Source organism: Bacillus pumilus, from assembly GCF_900186955.1.
Classification (GTDB): domain Bacteria; phylum Bacillota; class Bacilli; order Bacillales; family Bacillaceae; genus Bacillus; species Bacillus pumilus.
The window spans coordinates 2811790-2830339 of sequence record NZ_LT906438.1 but is presented as its reverse complement, the minus strand read 5'-3'; the positions used below and the strand labels follow the sequence as shown (position 1 = coordinate 2830339).

Below are 18550 nucleotides of genomic sequence, written 5' to 3'. Positions count from 1 at the left end.
AGTAGCTCCAGACATGCGGAAAAAGGTATTGGCTATGTACATAAGCACGTATATGGCTAAGTATGAACCACATCTTGAAGTCGTAAAAATTGAAGGCAAATACGCTATTTGTAGGCTCAAACGCAAATAGTTGGGAAGGAGGAATTTGTTTGTCTACTGGATGGATTAAATTACATAGAGCTATTAGGAATCATTGGCTCTATGAAGAAGAAAGAACTTTTTCAAGATATGAGGCTTGGCTCGATCTTTTAATGATGGCAAATCATAAAGACGCAAAGGTGAAGCTCGGACTGGAAATAATTCATGTTCCTGAAGGGAGTTTAATCACCTCAGAATTGAAACTAATGGACCGGTGGAAGTGGGGGAAAGCCAAAACTAGAAACTTTCTGAAACTTCTCGAAAACGACGAGATGATTATCAAAAAATCAGACCGCAAGAAAACCACCATAACCATTTGTAATTACAGTGTTTATCAAGAAAAAGAAACCAAAGTTAGACCGCAAGCAGACCACGAGCAGACCGATCATAGACCGATTGCAGACACAAACAAGAATGTAAAGAATTTAAGAAATAAAGAATTAAAAGAAGAAGAGGAGAAGTCGCCAGTAGGAAATGATTCTCCTTTCCAACAAATCGAAGACAAGTATCTATCTCGAAGAGGTGGAGGATTGATGATCACTCCTAATGATGCACAGGCCATTGAGAGGATCATTCAGGAGCACATACCCCTTGAAGACATATTGGTGTGGATCGACGAGATATTCGATCAATACCGACCAAGACATAGAGCAGATGGCATCAAATCGTTTACTTACCTGGAGAAGGGCATTCTTGATCGATGGCATGCCAAAAACAATCAACCTAGCAACGTATCTGAATTTAAACCTAAGAAACAACAAGACAACTTATCAGCATTAGCTCAATACGCCAAAGAAAAAGGCATTAAGTTTGGAGGAGGATGATTAGCATGACTGAAGAACAAGCGATGAGTATCTTAACCAGGATAGCAGCTGCGTATCCGAGGTTCGAGCTCTCTACAGACGCGATCGGAAAAGAAAGAATCAGGCTTTGGTTAGAGCATTTAGCGGCACTGCCATATGAACCTGTTTTAAAAAAGATAGATCAGCACATTGCTGAAAAACGTTTCCCTCCTGCTATCGCAGAGATTCAAGTACATCAACCAGAACCAAACGACTTCATAGAAAAGCAGAAAGAGTGGGAAAAGAATGCAAAATTTGCGAAACGTAGAGGCTGAACAGTTTCTGCTGGGTTGCATCATCCTTGAAGGCGATCTAATCAAGGAAACAGCCTTAGAGTCTAAGCATTTTGCTGAAAAGCGTCACAAGCAAATTTTTGAAGCGATGAGGGAAGTGGACAAGCTAGGTAAACAAGTGGAAATGGCCAATATCGCTGCATCTATGGGGGACACTTTAAATGCAGTTGGTGGATTTGAATACTTAACCAACCTAGCGAGCGCTGTTCCATCTACTCATTCATTTGAAACCTATGAAACATTAATTTACGAGGCTTTTAGACTTAGAGATTTGCAAAGTGCTGCTTTAGCATTTGCCAGTTCCCCTACTGATGAGGGCATCACCGAGCTTTATCAAAAAACAATTGAAGCTCAAGAGGTTGGTGTAAAAGAGACTCGTACGAAAATGGATGTTCTAACAGATATATACATGAGCATGGAAGAAGATCATGGTGATCTGACTGGAGTCAACACGGGTCTTGCGGATCTGAATGCCATGACAGGCGGTTGGCAGAAGAGTGATTTGATTATTGTGGCTGCCCGTCCATCGATGGGTAAAACAGCGTTCGCTCTTAACCTTGGTCGTAATAATGCACTAAATGGTGGAGTTACCGACATATTTTCACTGGAAATGTCTGATACACAATTAACACAGCGTATGTTAAGCAGCATAGGGAGTATTGAAGGCACGAAGTGGAGGAATCCAAAGAGATATTTTAGTGAGGATGATTATGATAGTGCCCATAGTGCGATGGGCGAATACGAAAAATTAGACATTTATATTCATGATCACCCCACTCAAACCGTCGCAGATATCCGGTCCCAGATCCGTAAAACGAAAAAGGATCATCCTGATCAAGATCATTTAGTCATCATTGACTATTTGCAGCTTATCACGCCGATTGGTAAATCCGAGAGCAAAAACCATGAGGTTGGTGAGATCACGAGAGAACTTAAAAATATGGCCAGAAGTTTCAATGTTCCTATCATTTTGCTATCGCAGCTCTCACGTGGAGTTGAACAGCGGCAAGATAAACGTCCAATGATGTCTGATTTACGAGATTCAGGGAGCATTGAGCAAGATGCTGATATTGTGACCTTCCTTTATCGTGATGATTACTATGACAAAAAAAGCGAAGCTAAAAACATTGTAGAAATCATTTTTGCAAAACAACGAAATGGATCAACAGGAACAATAACCGCTGCCTTTGTGAAAGAGTACGGGAAGTTTATAAATCTATCGCGGCAAATGGAAGCCGCAATGTGAAATGAGGAATGAACATGTCAATCAATAGCAATCAGCGTAAACAGTTCTTGCTAAAAGAATTGAAGCGCATTGGATATAAACCGAATGAATTTGAAAGTCTCGATAAACTATCACTCTATGATCTTGAAATGCTAGTAATCACGAAAAAGAGTGAGCGAGGGAAAAGTATTGAAACATACAATGCCAGGATGGAGATTGAGGAGGAAGCAGAGTGATTAAATTACAAATCAAAGACAGCACTACGGGTAAAGAAGTGAATTTTGAAGCAGATAATTACACCGCTGAGGAGTGTGGTCGAATGATCATACAATTAGCCACATACATGCATGGGGGGCCTTTAAATAAAAATGGAGTACAAAGGATTCCACGTTCTGTTCCGTCTCCTGTTAGAAGGACAGAAGAAGCAATCCATACTGATATCGCTGGTATCGTGAAAGGAAAAGAACAATGAGATTTGTCGGCATTGATCCTTCAACGAAAACAGGGCTCGTGATTCAAGATGCAAATGGGAATGTGATTCTTGACAAAGAAATAATCTCAGCAGTAAAAGGAGATCCGCAACGCTTTATGGACTTGGCCAGCCAAATAATTAATTTAATAGAACCGAATGACTTTGTGTGTATTGAAGGGTTTTCTTACGGTTCTAAAGGAGCGTCAGTAGACATTCAATACGGCATTGGTTGGCTAATAAGAGCGAGACTTATAAACAAAAAAATAGATTATGTAGACGTTCCTCCAACCACTTTGAAGAAGTTCGCAACAGGAAAAGGAAACGTTAAAAAAGATCAAATACCTGTACCTGTTTATAAACGTTGGGGGTTTGAACATAAAAGTGACAACGTGATAGACGCATTCGTCTTGGCTCAAATAGCTCGTTCATTAAAAACAAAAGTAGATTTAACAAAATATCAAGAAGAGGCTTTGAAAAAAATTTCTTAATTACTAGGAGGAACAAATATGTCTTTTGTGAATTTTGATGGTTTCGTTAAAAAAGTGAATCACAAGCCTAAAGGTGTCACCGAATTGGTTCTTGAGATTTCAACGAAGGAGCTAGGAAACAGCATTCAAAACCTTGCTGAAATGATTGATAATGATGTGCGAGTTGAAATTGAGAGCGATATTGTCCGCTATAACGTTCAAATCAATGCGAACACTGAGCGACCGATCGTAAATTATCAAGTAGACCAGAGCGGAGTGGTTCACATAGCTGATCCTGAGCCGGAACAGTTAGAGGCTGAACTAGGTTTGCCAGAAGAAAAACCAAAAATTGAAGAAAAACCTATGGAGATTGAGCGGGAAGTGGTTGATCGGTTCATCGTTGAAGGTATGGCTCCAGAACAGGAAGGTTTTCCTGAGAATATGGCTGAAATCGCTAAACGTCGCATTGAAGGTGAATCATACCGCAAGTTGGCCACTGAGCTTGAGATGTCATCTGGCGCCGTCGTTGATCTGATCAATGACTACCGAGCGGCGGTTGCTCCACTAGCTGAAACATGGTGGGACTGGAAACAGGATCAAGCCAATGAAGCTGAACCATTACAAAAAGAAAATGCTGAAGAAGCAGCTGAAGACGAAAAGGGTTCAGAGGATAGCGTTCCAGATGAATACGATCTTCCTAAAGATGATCAAAAAGATGAGGAAGACGGGGCTGCATAAGGTGGCACGCAAACGCTCAAAACGGTGGTACCTGCTTTATCGCATAGAGGATGGACAGCGCGTCCACCTCTATGAACCACTCAAGAAATATGAGTTGATAAGCCGGATGAAAAAAGGATGGAGGATTGTCAGATGATTAATAAAATCAAGTTCTTCTTCAAAAATAAACACTTCTTTTGCTTCAAATGTAAAAACATAGTGTCGGTTGAGCGAGGCTATGAGTTGGAATTTTGCACACGGGTTTTCAATGGTCCTTACTGCTCGAAGTGCGGAAGGAGCTTCAAGAAATGAGAAAGATTGTAGAAGGCGATTGGGTGGAAGCTTTGGGTGAAGTTAATCGCAGAATGTTTCATATATCTGGTTACGTCGTGAAAATCTCTGAAGATGAACTTTTAGTGAAGTCGCTTAAAGGAAAGTATACGGCTGTTCCTAAACATTGGGCTAAAAACCTGGATGTAACGATCACTGAAGATGATTTGAAGGCTCTGATTGACTTGTCCTTAGACTTAAATGACGAACACCTATTTAGAATGTGTGTGCGTGATTTGCAAGCTCTCCAGCGCAAATAAAAAGAGCCAAAGCACAAGGCTCCGACTCTAATGAATATCGACAATTCATTATAACATGGGAGGCCTTGTGCGCATGAATAATCCTTACAAACCTATAGACTCAAACATCTCCGTTGATAGCTTTATGACAAAGGGAGAGGTCAAAGTCATTATCCTAGATGGCCATTCCAATGAAGTGTTCTTGGCGGAAACACCGATGTACGGAAAGATGGAGATCACGACACGTGATGGCCAGTTCACAAATTTAAATTACAGCAGTTCACACAAAATAAATCTATAGCAGGAGCGTCCTCCTGCAGGGAGGCATTCAAAATGAAAGAAATCTGGTATTCAAAATCACCATACGCTGAATTTTGTATCTTCAATACAGCGAGCGGATATGTTGCCTATTGGCGTTCTGATCTATTAACAGATGCAAAATGGAGCGAGTATGACACATATCAATCCTATCCAGCAGCACGTCGGAATCTTGGTAAAGTCGGCTGTGCTGGAAGCATGAAAAGGGTCGAGCGGTTACCTTGGGAAAGCGTGGCATGACCTTGAAGGGAATATGTCTTACTGATGAGTTTACACCGCTAGAAAAGGGCGTAGAATACTTTCTCTTTCCTCTCGGTGCCGCTCATTATTATGTATCAAAATTTGATAGTCATGGCTCACACTATGGAGCATTTGAAGCCAGGCATTTTTTAATAAAGCAAAAAGAACAACACCAGGAACGCTGACACTGTTCTGAGGGAGGATCATATGGAGTTTAAATCTGCAAACATGTCATATGCAGGGCTTTGGATGGCGCTAGATGACATCAAACGACGTATAGGGGATGCGGTGCTGTCTGGTGATCGCATCAGTAACCCATACATCAAAGCGCAAAAGAAGAAAGCTGAAACAATTAAAGATGAGCTGCTACGCCGATTTAATGAACAGGCGCAAGCAAAATTGAAATAAGAAAGGAAGATCATTGTGAAACTGAGAAGCATTTTTTATTTAAACGTACAAGGCATAAGACTTTTGGGAGGATGGGATCACTATCCTAGTGAGGACGAAATGCGAAACGCATTAATTGAAATGTATGGATCTTGTACTCAATTAGGAGAACGGCCAATTATTTTTGAAGTCATTAAGCAAAACACGTTTTATCAAGGCGATATACAAGATTTGCAGGGGGGAGCACGATGACCAAAAATAAAGCATTTCAAATAACTCTATCATCCGGCGAAGTGATCATGCGAAACAGCGAAGGCATTTGTGCATCTAAGTGTCCTGGAATTAATTATGAAATGGCCGTTTCTCAGGATTATGTCATCGATTGTTTAGTGCAAAATATTCAGGAATATAAACAGCAGAAAGAAAGAACATTGCAGAGGCATTATGACATGTTTTTGTCATTATATCGAGAAGCAAAGCAGAATTATTCAAATGATTGGGAATTAAAACATGATTCCCCTGCCAACTATGCTGAACATGCAAAAACTGTTCATACCTTAGCTTTAGGGATGGGATTTGAGTTGAAAAAAGAAGCGGAAGGGGAATGAAGATGAAATTTTACGAGGTGCATGATCCATATTACGCATTGATCAAAGCGAAAAACGAAGAAAATGCTATGACAATCTATACTGATGTTGTCGCTGATGATGATGGCGGCTTAACAGAAGAAATAACCGAAGTTACGGGAACGTATGCAACAATCAGATACAGCCGAGTAAATGGAGAGGACAATAAAACAATACCAGTTGAAGAAGTGCTAGAGCATTTAACAAGTGAAGAAGAAATGGTGCTGATCATTGACGGGAGCTTGCTATGAATAAAAAAGAGGGGAATTTCCCTCTTTTAAAAGTAGTATTCATGTAAGTGTTGAGTACCAGCAACGTTCATATGCACCATACCAAATACCTGAGTAAGTTTTCGCACCTTTTAAGTACCAATTATAGGTGCCGTCGTTATAAATAGCCGGTATTGCATTTCTTGAAGAGTATGGGCCAAATACTTCTGAAGTACAATGCTTCCATGTTTCATTAGGGCTAGCAGCTTCTGCTTGAGCAGTAAAAAAAGCAGATGAAGAAAATAGCAAAGCGAGTGATAGAACTGAACTTGCAATTACTTTTTTAATTCTCATAGTTTGACTCTCCTTTTAGTTTGGGATAATAGTCTTGCAAGTTTAATAATACTATATATTCAAATATAATCCATGTAAAAATTTATTTAACTTATATGGGAATAAATATTGGAGGTTTCTGTATGAAAAAACTACTAATCACACTAACTATTATTATTGCTGCGGTGCTTTGTGCGCCGTCTGCTGCAGCTGTAACGAGCGGATACAAAACAGTAGCCGGACATACAATTAGCGTATCAACGGATGCTAATTCGTACACGCCAAGAGCCCAAAGCATGGATGTCACGGCTCGCAAAACTGGAAGCGAAACGGTCTATTACCGTTTCACTTTGCAAAAACGAGTAGGGAGCACTTGGAAAGATCAGCGGTTTAGTCTAGTAGGATCGTTCAAGAACGCCACACCAGCAAAGGAATTTTACACCGTTAACCATACAGCTGGCACGCACCGTATCAAGATGACAATCTATAAAAATAAAAATTGGACAGGCGTTAAAGGGCATATCTACACGCCATCATTTGAGGTGAAGAAATGAACATTGATCCAAGACAAGCATTTAGAGATTTCATCAGATATCAACTAGAAAACGGCGAAGGGCTAACTGAATTAGGACTAAATGAAGAAGACATTGAGAAGTTCTTATACGGTGCTGAAGATGACATGCTTTTCCACGCTAAATTAGATGAATTTCTAAAGGAGTACATTGAAGATTTTGGTCAAAATTACGGAATCGACATTCCATTAGAAGAATAAATCATACGACATAGATCGGTGCAAAATTGCCCTGATCTATGTCTTTCATTGTTTATAGGAGGAGGTTGAGAAACATGGGAGCTGAACAATTGTGTTTACTGCCAGGGATCGATGAGAAACAAGTCCGGAATGCCTTAATTAAGGAGCTGAAGGTCTATAGAGCCCTGAAGGTTCTTGAAGAAAACAGAAAGGAACAGGAGGCAAACGGCGCAACAGGTCTTTTTCCTTCTCTCAGGAATCAGGAAGTTTTAAATGAACTGAAGGTACGGCAGATAGAAAGGGCGTTAAAAAATAGTTTAGACGAAGTTGAACAAGATATTATCAGGATGAAATATCTTACATCACGATTCGTAAAAGATTTAGAAATATGCGAAGAATTGGGATTGAAAAAGGACCGATACTATAGGTTGAAAAAGCAAGCCACATTTAACCTCTCAACAGCACTGGGCATAATTTAATACAAAAAAACCAAATTCTATTAGTTAAGAAATATTTAAGATTTAAAAGTTACTATCTTTATTAGTGACAAAACAATAAAATGGAGGATTAATTGAAATGAGAAAAAAATTTATTAATTTAGTTGGCTTTGCTGCGGTAATGGCTGTTATTTTAACAGGTTGTTCGCAGTCAAAAAGCTCAGACGGTGTGAAAGCAAAAGCAGAAAAAGTCTCAGCTGAAAACGAAAAAAATAAAGGAAATGTGTATGTTGAAAGTGAATTTGCTCCATTAAAACGTGTCGTTATGTCTCAATCTGAAGTCTATTTTCCAGAAGATAGCGGCTCAAACATGATGGAAGATATGAACGATATTCAAATCAAAATGGAAAAAGAACGTGATGAGTTTAAGAAAATACTCCAGAAATACGATGTAGACATCCAAATGCCACGCCTTTTAACGGAGGATGAAAAGAAATTAGGTATAGCTGAAAATGGTATAACTGGTGGAGCTGGTGCTACGAATTTCTTTGTTAGAGATCCATTCTTTACAATTGGAGATCACATAATTGAAGGATCGTTTTTATCAACTTACCGCAGACTTGAAGTGCTTCCAGCAAGGGATATCCTTTTAAAAGAGGTAAAAGCGAACAAAAATCCATATGTTGCTGTTCCACAGCCTGATGTTTCAAAAGGCATAAATTCTAAGAATGGTCCATTTTTAGAGGGTGGAGATATTCTTGTGTACGGGAAAACAATTTTTGTTGGAAACTCTGGTCAAGCATCTAATAAAGAAGGAATCGATTGGCTCCGTAATTATTTAACACCAGATGGTTATAAAGTAGTTGAAGTGAAACTGGAGAAAAATACTCTTCATCTTGATTGTGCCATTAGTTTTGTGCGAGACGGTCTGATGATTGTGAATGAAGACTCACTACCAAACGGAGTTCCAGATGAATTAAGAGATTGGGATAAAATAAAAGTAAGTTACAAAGATGCGCAAAATTTAGCTATTAATGGGTTACCGATTAATGAAAAAGTATATGTAACGGATATAGCATATCAAAATACAATTGGAAAAGAATTAGAAAAAAGAAATATCAAGGTGGAATATATTGATTTTAAAATAACAAGAAGCTATGGTGGCGCTTTCCGATGTACTACTCAACCATTACTCCGTAAATAAACTAGAGACGAAACATCCTTGTTAAGGATGTTTTTTTATATAAATAAGAAAAAGCCGACAAAAAGGGGGATAAAAAGGGGACCTTTTTTTCTAAGTGGATCATCGTATGATAGAGACAAGCAAAACAAACGTGAATATTTTGTCCAGAAGGAAGAACCTGCGGACACTGATCATTGAGCACTCTAAGTGCCTTGATTGGTGTCCGCTTTTTTATTGGGAGACGCGCCTTTCCCTTATCAATGGCGTATCTGGATACGGAATAAAGGTGATGAGGAATGTGGCCATACGAGAGGGACATTCTGAGCCTGGATAGCAGCTGGTCTGCGGCAGCCGTATCGAGGACAGTTTTTCATTTTACTTGATGAATGGCTGTACTTGGCATCCTCTCGGAGTGTAGTCATCATTCAAAAATCTATTTAAGCGAATAGCGTAAGGTGGTGCTAATTCGGCAAGGAGCGAGTGAAATGAAGATCAGGGATTCTGTTTCTAAAGAGACATTAAAGCAATTTAAAAGCATTGCTCCTGGTTCTAAGAAGGAGAACGATGCTGATCCCATTACGAATAGGGATTGGGAAGAAATCATGGGAACGAGACGCGAAACGTATCAAAGACAAGGCGGCCGTATCCGAAGAAAACGATGAATTTTGGGAACAGTCGTCTTTTGGGTGTATGGCTGCAGGTGCTTTGGTGAGGGATAGGAGCGCAAAAATATAAAAAGGGAGATGATGAGCATGGCATCAGGATTTGGCGTATCTGCGAATCCAACAAAAGCAAATCACAAAATCGGAGAGGATAAGGTTGTACGAATTGCGGTACAAAACCACAACGACTTTAGTGCTGGTCCCAACCTTATTCCACAAAGAAAGGTTAATGGCAAGTGGGAGACAATTAAAACAAATTCCCCGAACCCGCTTAACCCAGGCGAAAAGCTATATGATGAATTTAACATCAAAGAGTCATTTGGTAACAAGAAAGGCACTTATCGATTCAGAGTGGACGTAGAACGCTACGACAAAAAGGGCAATCATGTTGCAACCCTTGGAACATTCTATACTAGCGAATTTTACGTTAAATAGAACCAATTCACTGAACGCCTGAAAATTCCCAAATCACCTCCGATATATGTTTAGGAGGTGATTTCTTATGAATGAAATTAACGAAACCAACGAATTTACATCATTTGAACAGAGTAAATACATCGAAATTTATTTGAAACAATTTGGGAAAAAGATGCATAAAGCAACTATTAATCAACAAACAGCATTTAAAGAGAAAATAAAAAAGCAGCATAATAGAAAAGAGATTCAAATGCTTTTGGGTAGGACTGAAGATATTATAGAGAATAAGAAATCTAATAAGCATTACATTACAGCTCTTTTTGCAATCATGTCTTTTTTATTTGGAAGCATGTTGAATCATGGTATTACAATGGTTAAAAAATTAGGTGTACATGCGCCTACATTTACGATCTTGTATGTTGCTTTTTTAACTTTGGGAATTTGGCGCATGCAATCCTTTGTTGATAGAAAAGAGTACAAATTATTGATTAGATATAAACGATTACTACAAGAATGTTTAGATGAAATTCCAAATAGAAGTTTTAAATAAGTACCGGACACCTTAGGATATAAGGTGTTTTTTTAATTGGAGGAGATACATCATGAATATCAAAACAATCCCCGTACATAAAATTAACCCTGCACCATATAACCCCCGAATTGATCTGCAGCCAGGAGATCCTGAGTACGATGCTCTTAAAAATTCCATGAAGAAATTTGGATACGTTGATCCGTTAGTTTGGAACGAAAGAACTGGCCATCTTGTTGGAGGCCATCAACGTTTCAAAATAATAATGGAAGATAGACCAACTGAAATTCTGGTATCAGTGGTTTCTTTAAATGACCAGGATGAAAAGGCTCTGAACGTAGCATTAAACAAAATCAGTGGCCATTGGGATGAAACTAAACTTGAAAAACTTCTAACAGAATTAAAGGACAACGATCTTGATCTACAAACCATCGGATTTACTGAAGAAGAATATGAAGAACTATTAGACAGTGTTTCTATTGAAAATGAGATCGTGGTTGTTGAGGAAGATAATTTCGATGTGCAAGAGGCACTAGACAATATCAAAGAACCTGAAACAAAGTATGGGGATGTATGGCGGCTTGGCCGGCATACCCTAGTGTGTGGAGACGCAACAAAGATAGAGGATGTTGACCGATTGATGTCTGGCCATAAAGCAGATCTAGTCATAACTGATCCACCTTATAATGTAGCGGTCAAAAGTGATAGCAAAAAGTTAAATGATGATGGCCATGCATCGATTTTAAACGATTCTATGGATGATGGTCAGTTTGATTTATTTTTAAGAGAAGTGTTCCTCAATTATTCAAGAGTCATGAACGAAAAGGCAGCTATATATGTTTTTCATGCAGCTTCATATCAACGCGCTTTTGAGAATGAGATGCGGCATGCAGATATTGATATAAGATCGCAGTGTATCTGGGTGAAAAACTCACCAACATTCGGATGGGCGCAATATAAATACATGCACGAACCAGTTTTCTATGCATTCAAAAAAGGCTATTCACCTAATTGGTATGGAGATAGAAAACAAGTTACTGTGTGGAGAGCTGATACCTCTGAAGAAGGAGAACCAGCAACAATTTGGGAAGTTTCCCGCGGTGATACTACAAAATATGTTCATCCTACACAGAAGCCGCTTGATCTTATTAATATTCCTCTGAGTAATAGCAGTAAAAAAGGTGATAGAGTAGTAGATTTCTTTGGGGGAAGCGGTTCAACTCTAATGACGTGTGAGCAAACGGATAGAGAAGCCCTTCTTTTGGAGCTTGATCCTTATTTCTGCGATGTAATTAAAAAGAGATTCACTGAATTTACTGGAATTGAACCTGAGTTGGTTTCTTCTTTATAAATAAAAAAAGAGGGTGCTGACAACACCCTCCCTTCAAAGACAGAAAGAACCTCCCTGCCTAAGAGCGTGATCAAGACGCGGCCGCGTTTGTGGGAAAATATCACGCTCTCATCCACTATTGTAATGGAGGTCAGGGAGAATGACAATAGAGAATACAAACACACGTTCCCTTTCTGACGAAGAAAAGAAAGAAATGCTTATGATCCTTCAAGCTGAACAGGCTGAAGGTATTGATAAATCAAAAGAAAATTATCGTAAAATCGCTCAAGCTTGCATCTCTCAATGGGTAAGAGATTTTAAAGCGGGAAACATCAAAGTGTCTACTGTGGAAGATCTGAAGAAACTCATAGAACTCGACATTGAGCTTCAGAAACATGAATTTTAGTTATCTTTGTGGAGAAAAACCAAACTCGACGGTTATTCTATCACCTAGAACTGTGATTGATCTGGCAACACATCTGCCGTTCTCAGTTCGTGCGTATATAAAGGTAACATTTTCACGGTTTTGACTATCAAGGAATGAGTTGTGAATAAATATTCTTGTAGGGTTCTGTATAATGCCACTTACGGTTGCTGTGACCCATTGACCTACGTACATTGATAAGTCCCTAAAATCGCTTTGTTGTGATGGTGAAGGAACATAGTAACTATAATCATATTGAGCTGGAACATACTGATACGGTTGATAATAATACACTTAAATCAATCTCCTTTTAGATGTGTTGCTGTTATTTATATGAAGGACAGTCTCCTAGTTGGAACGGGAATAAATACTCATTTTTAAAAACAAACTCAAACTTAATTCAGCAGCTCGGAGGTGGGTGATATGTAATGGCTAGACCGAGAAATCCTAAAAGAGATCAGGCATTCCAGTTGTGGAAGAAAAGCAATGGAACCCGCTTGCTGAAAGACATTGCTGAAGAATTAGAGTGTTCTCAAACGCTTATCCGCAAATGGAAGAACCAAGACTCTTGGGATGAGAAATTGAATGGTAACGTTACTAAACCAAAAGAGAAAACCAATGGTAACGTTACTAAACGTCCTGGCGCTCCGAAAGGGAGTAAAAACGCCAGAGGTAATAAAGGAGGTAAAGCGCCACCTGGTAATCAAAATGCTAAAGGCAATAGGGGTGGCGCAGCTCCAAAAGGCAACAAGAATTCATTCAAGACCGGTGAATATGAAACGATCATGTTTGAGTACATGGATGAAAAAGAACAGAAGCTTTTTACTGAGATTGAGACTGATCCTTTGTATCAAATTGATCTATCAATACGATTATTGAGCGTTCGTGAAACAAGAATGATGCGCTTGATCACTAAATATGAGAATGGATTGACTGATAAGCAGCGGACAGTCTTGCAGCAAATGAGGAAGATGAAAGACGTTGTACAGGCTCCGGATAAAAATGGTCTGATTAAACCTGTTCCTATAACTAATGAACGTCTAGCAGTGGTCCAGATCGAAGAGACAGACTCACCGCAACTAGAGAAGATATTGAGCATTGAAGACGCTCTGACACGTGTGACCGCACAACGTGATAAAGCCATTAGGCAGAAAGTCGACATAATGAAAACTATGTCTGAATATGAATTGAGGCTTCGTGGCCTTGATCTTGCAAACCGAACGAGAGAAGCAGAGCTGGAGCGGATCACCGCACGTCCTGTTGATGATTCTGTACAAATAACAATTAAGCGGAAGAATAAAGGTGATGGCTGATGGTTCAAATGATGGAGAAGGAAGTCAATCCACACTTTGAAGATTTTCTCTTTGACTGGGATCAGAAGTTTCAGTTCCTAGTGGGTGGTTACGGTTCATCTAAGAGCTATCACATTGCCTTGAAACTCATTCTGAAGTTGCTAGATGAAAAGCGAACCGCTCTTGTGATTCGTGAAGTCTATGACACGCACAGGGATTCAACATTTTCGCTGTTTGAAGAGATCGTGAATGATCTAGGACTCGATCATGTTATTCAGTGCCGGACATCACCGCTCATGCTTAAATTTCACAACGGCAGTCGGATCATTTTCAAAGGATTGGACAAGCCAGCCAAGCTGAAATCGATCAACAACATATCGATCATATGGATTGAGGAATGTTCCGAGGTTAAGTACGAGGGATTCAAGGAGCTGCTTGGTCGTTTGCGTCATCCGACTTTGGATTTGCACATGATCTTATCAACGAACCCTGTCGGCCAGGATAACTGGACATACCGTCACTTCTTTAAGGACGATCAAAACAACCGCTTCATCCTGGATGATGAAAGATTATACAAAGAGCGAACGATCGCTATCAACGATACGTACTATCATCATTCTACTGCTGAAGATAATCTTTTCCTTCCAGTCAGCTACATTAAACAGCTAGACGAACTAAAAGAATACGATCCAGACCTTTATCGCATAGCCAGAAAAGGTCATTTTGGCATTAACGGAATTCGTGTGTTGCCACAATTCAAGGTGCAGCCGCATGAAGATGTGATGATGGCCATCTCAAATATCAATCGCCCGTTGCTTAGAGCAGGCATGGACTTTGGTTTCGTTGATTCATATAACGCTGTTGTAAGGTTGGCTGTAGATCACGAGAAGAAGTATCTATATATCTATTGGGAGTATTACGATCGTGGCAAGACTGATGATGTCACGGTTGAGGATTTGAAAGAGTTTGTCGAAACAAAAGAGCTGATCAAGGCTGATAATGAACAGAAGACAATCGCATATTTCCGCAAGATGGGATACAACATGGTGGCCGCTCATAAGTTCCAAGGATCACGCTTGCAGTACACCAAGAAGATCAAGCGATTTAAGAAAATTATTTGCTCCGACTCGTGCAAAAACACGATCTATGAGCTTCAGCCGCTCACGTACAAGACGGACAAGCACGGCAATATCATAGAGGACGAGTTTAAGATTGATCCTCATACCTTTTCAGCCATCTGGTATGCGTTAGATGACTATGAGGTAACGGATCTGAAAGAGCAGCCTAAAGAGCGGAAACGCCCTAATAGAGAAAGGAGGTCGATGAGAAGGCTATGACAAAACAGGTGAAAGCTACTGTGTTTAAAGCAGACATCTCTCAAACTACGAAACAAATTCATGATGATAATTTTAACTATGAGACTGATGGATTGATCGAACCGCCATACAATATCAAAGAGCTCAAACAAATAGCCGAGTATTCTACCATTCTTCAGCAATGCATTGATGCGTATAAGACCAATATTCTAGGTTTCGGCTTGGGAATTGAATACGTTTTTGACTTCAATGCCGAGAATGCGCCAGAAGGAAAGAAAGCCGCTGCTGAAAAAGAATGGACGAGGCTTGAGGAGCTTGTGCGATACATGAACTATGATGAATCAGCCGAAGTGGTTCTAGGGTATGTGATAGAAGATCGGGAGCGGACAGGGAATGGCTTTCTTGAAGTGTTGCGTAATGGTACAGGGCAACCAGCAGGAATCGAATACTTAGATGCTCAGCACATGCGAATATGTAAGATAGGCGATCCCGTTGAGGTCGATTTCAAGTATACAGATCATGGCAAAGTGAAGTCATTGAAGCGAAAGAAGAGATTCAGGAAGTATGTTCAGAAGATCAATACTAAAAAAGTATTCTTCAAAGAGTACGGCGATCCAAGAACAATGAACTCTGCTACAGGAGAATATAGTGATGAAACTCCTTCTAATCTTGTAGCAAGCGAAGTCATTCATTTCAAGATCGGCAGCGGTACATATGGTGTTCCTCGTTGGATTGGTAACATCGTCAATATGTATGGAGCGCGCAAAGCTGAAGAGCTGAACTATCTGTACTTTAAACAAGGTCGTCATGTGCCAGCAGCTATTACAGTGGAAAATGGAATGCTATCTGAAGCATCATACGAACAGCTGCAGGACTACATGAACGGTATAGAGGGTTCAGACAATGCACATAAGTTTCTTTTGCTTGAAGTCGAAGGGATTCCGAAAAAGAAAAAGGACGAAGTAAGCAATGACGAAGACCCAGCACCTGTTAAAGTTGAAATAAAATCACTGGCCGAGATTCTCCAGGAGGATGCGCTGTTTCTTGAATACGATGAGAAGACGAGAAACAAGATACGTTCTTCTTTTCGTCTGCCGCCGATCTACACTGGCGAATCACAGGATTATAACAAGGCGACAGCTGACACCGCTCGTAAGACAACTGAGGAACAGGTATTTCAGCCAGAGCGAATGATCATCACTGGCAAGCTCAATACACTCTTTCTTCCTGATCTCGATCTCTGGCATGTGCGACTCATATTAAATGGTCCTGACTTTCGTGATCCGCTCGAAATTGCAAAGGTTCTTACACCGTTTATTCAAGCAGGAGCGGTTTCACCGAATGACCTGCGTGATCTGGCTGGGCGTATTCTTGGGAAAACATTAGAAGAATGGCCAGAGGAAGAATATCACCGACCAATTGAAGCGAAGCCAAAGGTATCAAATAGCTTGCTTGATACGGTGTTTCAGAAGTCAGCAGATTCTCAGAATGAATTGGTATCGATCCTCAAAGACCTTAGGGATGAACTAGAGGAGATACGTAAATGAGTAAGATCGATCAGCTGATAAAAAACATCAATACCTTTGTGCAAAAAGCAGAGGCAGATGAGGTCAAGGAAATTGAAGAAGCGGTAGCAGATTTCCCTGAACTGAAGGACGTTCCCTCTTTGGTGGAAAAGTATGAGAAAACCACCGCAAAACTTCTCAGATTGCAACGTAGGACGTTTTTGAATGAACTGAATGGTTTTATATCCAAGAACGATTCGGAGACGTTAGAATCAATTCTAGCGTTCTTTCAAAATGACTTGTTTGCAGCTGATGAATTTGCGGAGCTGTTCGGAAAAGAAACGGCCATATTCTTGACTTTGACTGTCACGCAGCTGGCTGAGAAGATCATGCATTCCATCGATGCAGATATTCCATTCAAGGTTCTTTCTGAGAAAACTGAACAATGGATTGAATCATGGTCTCAGGAGTTGGCGCAGCTGATGCAGCTGAATACTCATGAGGCTATTGAACAAACCTTGAAAGATGGCATAAAAGAAGGCCGGTCTATCCAGGAGATTGAATTGGAGCTGAAGGAACTTCCTGAATTCAGCCGGAAGCGCGCACGTGTGACAGCTGTAACTGAAGTGTTGACCGCTTCTTCCGTCGCTCAACATGAATCCTATGTCCAATCCCCGGCAGTAACAGGGAAGAAGTGGAAGCACAGCGGCGGGAAAAAGAATCAGTCAAGAGAAAGTCACGTGCAGCTAGACGGCACAATTATTCCTCTCGATGATGAATTTGAGATACCAGGCAGCGGAGAGCGGTGTATGTTTCCGAGAGATACACAGCTCACGCCAAAAGAGCGAGTAAATTGTCATTGTGCGGTTGGTCCTGTGGTTGATCCTGTTATTCTTGGATTGTCAGCAGAGGAAAAAGAAGAGATAAGAAGAATTAATAATTTGAAACAAATCCTATCTCCTTTCGTATAAAAAGAAAAGGGGGGGAGATAAATGCAACTTATTCTTAGTATTATAAAAGATTATGGAGTAATTCTAGGATCTATATTAACAGTATTTCTTACATCTATATTGGTGACGCAACGAAATGAAATTAAAAAAAATCGGAAAATTATAGCTGAAAGTCTTACAGGTTCTAGTGGTGCACTTTATATTTCTATGAAGAATATTTTAAATAGAAGTAAAGTATCTGATCTATCAAGAGAATTAGATGCGTTTTTTGAGAAATATGCGAATGATCACGCTTCTATTGTTAAGTTAAAAGACAAGCGTATCATCATACAATTTCTTGAATTAGAAGAGCTATATTATGATTATTTGTTAAATAAAAATAGTGAAAAGTTAGATGAATTTATGATAAAGTTCGTTGATTTAAAAAATGCAATAGAAAAAGTATTCTATGCGGAGCACAGAGTTGTTAATAAGGACATGCAATGGCATTTAATCGTTGAAAAAACAGGGAATATTTGGTTTAGGTTGTTTTTGAAATGCTATAAATTTATAAGTCACACGATTATCTTTTCTGTCACTTTAACTGGTTTTATGATGTATTTAATTATATCGGATAAGTTGCTTAAAAATTATTACTATGAAAATATATATGATTTTGTTATAGATAGCTTTATGATTAGTGTTTTGTTTTTTTTACCCATTCTAATAATTAATTTAGCAATTTTCCTAAATGATGAGGAAAAATCGATTTGGTTATATAAATTCTTTAAATTTTTAATCCCAAATAAGTTAGTTCGGAAATTGCCGTTTTTAAGAAGGTTCACAGAAGGTGATGAAAAAGTAAGGAATGAAAAAAAAGCCTCAAAAGAATATGAAAATAAGTACAAAGGACGCTTTACAATGAAAGGAGGTGAATGA

At 39.5% G+C, this 18550-nt stretch carries 28 protein-coding genes; 27 read left to right on the top strand and 1 reads right to left on the bottom strand.

Features of this window, described 5'->3' with window-relative positions; all coding sequences use genetic code 11:
* Nucleotides 1-149: 149 nt before the first annotated feature.
* The 13 genes from CKW02_RS14720 to CKW02_RS14650 all read left to right on the top strand — a co-directional run bounded on the left by CKW02_RS14720 (nucleotide 150) and on the right by CKW02_RS14650 (nucleotide 6545).
* Nucleotides 150-962 (top strand): hypothetical protein, encoded by an 813-nt coding sequence (locus tag CKW02_RS14720; protein WP_003212616.1) that lies wholly within the window; start codon nucleotides 150-152, stop codon nucleotides 960-962.
* 5 nt (nucleotides 963-967) lie between these two features.
* Nucleotides 968-1255, top strand: a complete 288-nt coding sequence (locus CKW02_RS14715; RefSeq protein ID WP_003213660.1) for a replicative helicase loader/inhibitor — start codon at nucleotides 968-970, stop codon at nucleotides 1253-1255.
* A complete protein-coding gene (gene dnaB, locus CKW02_RS14710) occupies nucleotides 1227-2519 on the top strand; it encodes a replicative DNA helicase (protein WP_003213119.1) in 1293 nt (430 codons plus the stop codon). The genes CKW02_RS14715 and dnaB overlap by 29 nt, the downstream gene beginning before the upstream one ends.
* 14 nt (nucleotides 2520-2533) lie before the next feature.
* Nucleotides 2534-2734, top strand: coding sequence for a hypothetical protein (locus CKW02_RS14705; RefSeq protein WP_003213171.1), 201 nt, complete (start codon nucleotides 2534-2536; stop codon nucleotides 2732-2734).
* Nucleotides 2731-2970, top strand: coding sequence for a hypothetical protein (locus CKW02_RS14700; RefSeq protein WP_034620081.1), 240 nt, complete (start codon nucleotides 2731-2733; stop codon nucleotides 2968-2970). Before CKW02_RS14705 ends, CKW02_RS14700 begins: the two co-directional genes overlap by 4 nt.
* The gene (locus CKW02_RS14695; RefSeq protein ID WP_003212902.1) at nucleotides 2967-3458 is read left to right on the top strand and encodes a hypothetical protein; all 492 of its coding nucleotides are present in this window, start codon (nucleotides 2967-2969) and stop codon (nucleotides 3456-3458) included. The genes CKW02_RS14700 and CKW02_RS14695 overlap by 4 nt, the downstream gene beginning before the upstream one ends.
* Before the next feature lie 18 nt (nucleotides 3459-3476).
* Nucleotides 3477-4175: a hypothetical protein gene (locus CKW02_RS14690; RefSeq protein ID WP_003213506.1), complete on the top strand. Its 699-nt coding sequence runs from the start codon at nucleotides 3477-3479 to the stop codon at nucleotides 4173-4175.
* 287 nt (nucleotides 4176-4462) lie between these two features.
* Complete coding sequence (locus CKW02_RS14685; protein ID WP_003213324.1) at nucleotides 4463-4744, top strand: hypothetical protein; 282 nt, start codon at nucleotides 4463-4465, stop codon at nucleotides 4742-4744.
* A 73-nt stretch (nucleotides 4745-4817) separates the two neighbouring features.
* On the top strand, nucleotides 4818-5024 hold the full coding sequence (locus tag CKW02_RS14680; RefSeq protein WP_003212680.1) for an XtrA/YqaO family protein: 207 nt from the start codon (nucleotides 4818-4820) through the stop codon (nucleotides 5022-5024).
* A 32-nt stretch (nucleotides 5025-5056) separates the two neighbouring features.
* Nucleotides 5057-5281, top strand: coding sequence for a hypothetical protein (locus CKW02_RS14675; protein ID WP_003212733.1), 225 nt, complete (start codon nucleotides 5057-5059; stop codon nucleotides 5279-5281).
* A 207-nt stretch (nucleotides 5282-5488) separates the two neighbouring features.
* Nucleotides 5489-5689 (top strand): DUF6877 family protein, encoded by a 201-nt coding sequence (locus CKW02_RS14665; RefSeq protein WP_003212740.1) that lies wholly within the window; start codon nucleotides 5489-5491, stop codon nucleotides 5687-5689.
* A gap of 227 nt (nucleotides 5690-5916) precedes the next feature.
* The gene (locus CKW02_RS14655; RefSeq protein WP_003213088.1) at nucleotides 5917-6276 is read left to right on the top strand and encodes a hypothetical protein; all 360 of its coding nucleotides are present in this window, start codon (nucleotides 5917-5919) and stop codon (nucleotides 6274-6276) included.
* 2 nt (nucleotides 6277-6278) lie between these two features.
* Nucleotides 6279-6545, top strand: a complete 267-nt coding sequence (locus tag CKW02_RS14650; RefSeq protein ID WP_003213202.1) for a hypothetical protein — start codon at nucleotides 6279-6281, stop codon at nucleotides 6543-6545.
* Between the two features lie 39 nt (nucleotides 6546-6584).
* On the opposite strand, the gene CKW02_RS14645 is transcribed toward CKW02_RS14650, so the two are convergent.
* Nucleotides 6585-6857 (bottom strand): hypothetical protein, encoded by a 273-nt coding sequence (locus tag CKW02_RS14645; protein WP_034620078.1) that lies wholly within the window; start codon nucleotides 6855-6857, stop codon nucleotides 6585-6587.
* Nucleotides 6858-6979: 122 nt separating this feature from the next.
* Here CKW02_RS14645 and CKW02_RS14640 point away from each other — a divergent pair, with 122 nt between their 5' ends.
* The 14 genes from CKW02_RS14640 to CKW02_RS14575 all read left to right on the top strand — a co-directional run bounded on the left by CKW02_RS14640 (nucleotide 6980) and on the right by CKW02_RS14575 (nucleotide 18550).
* On the top strand, nucleotides 6980-7390 hold the full coding sequence (locus CKW02_RS14640) for a hypothetical protein (RefSeq protein ID WP_003213285.1): 411 nt from the start codon (nucleotides 6980-6982) through the stop codon (nucleotides 7388-7390).
* Nucleotides 7387-7608: a hypothetical protein gene (locus CKW02_RS14635; protein WP_003213504.1), complete on the top strand. Its 222-nt coding sequence runs from the start codon at nucleotides 7387-7389 to the stop codon at nucleotides 7606-7608. Before CKW02_RS14640 ends, CKW02_RS14635 begins: the two co-directional genes overlap by 4 nt.
* Before the next feature lie 74 nt (nucleotides 7609-7682).
* On the top strand, nucleotides 7683-8066 hold the full coding sequence (locus CKW02_RS14630; protein WP_003213675.1) for an ArpU family phage packaging/lysis transcriptional regulator: 384 nt from the start codon (nucleotides 7683-7685) through the stop codon (nucleotides 8064-8066).
* A gap of 97 nt (nucleotides 8067-8163) precedes the next feature.
* Nucleotides 8164-9228: a dimethylarginine dimethylaminohydrolase family protein gene (locus tag CKW02_RS14625; RefSeq protein ID WP_003212885.1), complete on the top strand. Its 1065-nt coding sequence runs from the start codon at nucleotides 8164-8166 to the stop codon at nucleotides 9226-9228.
* 464 nt (nucleotides 9229-9692) lie between these two features.
* Complete coding sequence (locus tag CKW02_RS20325; RefSeq protein ID WP_003213735.1) at nucleotides 9693-9869, top strand: hypothetical protein; 177 nt, start codon at nucleotides 9693-9695, stop codon at nucleotides 9867-9869.
* A gap of 90 nt (nucleotides 9870-9959) precedes the next feature.
* Nucleotides 9960-10304, top strand: coding sequence for a hypothetical protein (locus CKW02_RS14620; protein WP_003213026.1), 345 nt, complete (start codon nucleotides 9960-9962; stop codon nucleotides 10302-10304).
* Between the two features lie 67 nt (nucleotides 10305-10371).
* Entirely contained in the window at nucleotides 10372-10836 is a 465-nt protein-coding gene (locus CKW02_RS14615) for a hypothetical protein (RefSeq protein WP_003213013.1), read from the top strand.
* Nucleotides 10837-10888: 52 nt separating this feature from the next.
* A complete protein-coding gene (locus CKW02_RS14610) occupies nucleotides 10889-12166 on the top strand; it encodes a site-specific DNA-methyltransferase (protein ID WP_003213427.1) in 1278 nt (425 codons plus the stop codon).
* A 139-nt stretch (nucleotides 12167-12305) separates the two neighbouring features.
* Entirely contained in the window at nucleotides 12306-12551 is a 246-nt protein-coding gene (locus CKW02_RS14605) for a hypothetical protein (RefSeq protein WP_003213237.1), read from the top strand.
* Nucleotides 12552-12997: 446 nt separating this feature from the next.
* Nucleotides 12998-13882 carry a phage terminase small subunit gene (gene terS, locus CKW02_RS14595; protein ID WP_003213256.1) on the top strand — a complete coding sequence of 295 codons (885 nt, stop codon included), beginning with the start codon at nucleotides 12998-13000 and terminating at the stop codon, nucleotides 13880-13882.
* 11 nt (nucleotides 13883-13893) lie between these two features.
* Nucleotides 13894-15198, top strand: a complete 1305-nt coding sequence (locus CKW02_RS14590) for a PBSX family phage terminase large subunit (protein ID WP_162013622.1) — start codon at nucleotides 13894-13896, stop codon at nucleotides 15196-15198.
* A complete protein-coding gene (locus CKW02_RS14585; protein WP_095117864.1) occupies nucleotides 15195-16724 on the top strand; it encodes a phage portal protein in 1530 nt (509 codons plus the stop codon). The genes CKW02_RS14590 and CKW02_RS14585 overlap by 4 nt, the downstream gene beginning before the upstream one ends.
* Complete coding sequence (locus CKW02_RS14580) at nucleotides 16721-17653, top strand: phage minor head protein (RefSeq protein ID WP_003212626.1); 933 nt, start codon at nucleotides 16721-16723, stop codon at nucleotides 17651-17653. The genes CKW02_RS14585 and CKW02_RS14580 overlap by 4 nt, the downstream gene beginning before the upstream one ends.
* Nucleotides 17654-17674: 21 nt before the next feature.
* Nucleotides 17675-18550 carry a hypothetical protein gene (locus CKW02_RS14575; protein ID WP_003213629.1) on the top strand — a complete coding sequence of 292 codons (876 nt, stop codon included), beginning with the start codon at nucleotides 17675-17677 and terminating at the stop codon, nucleotides 18548-18550.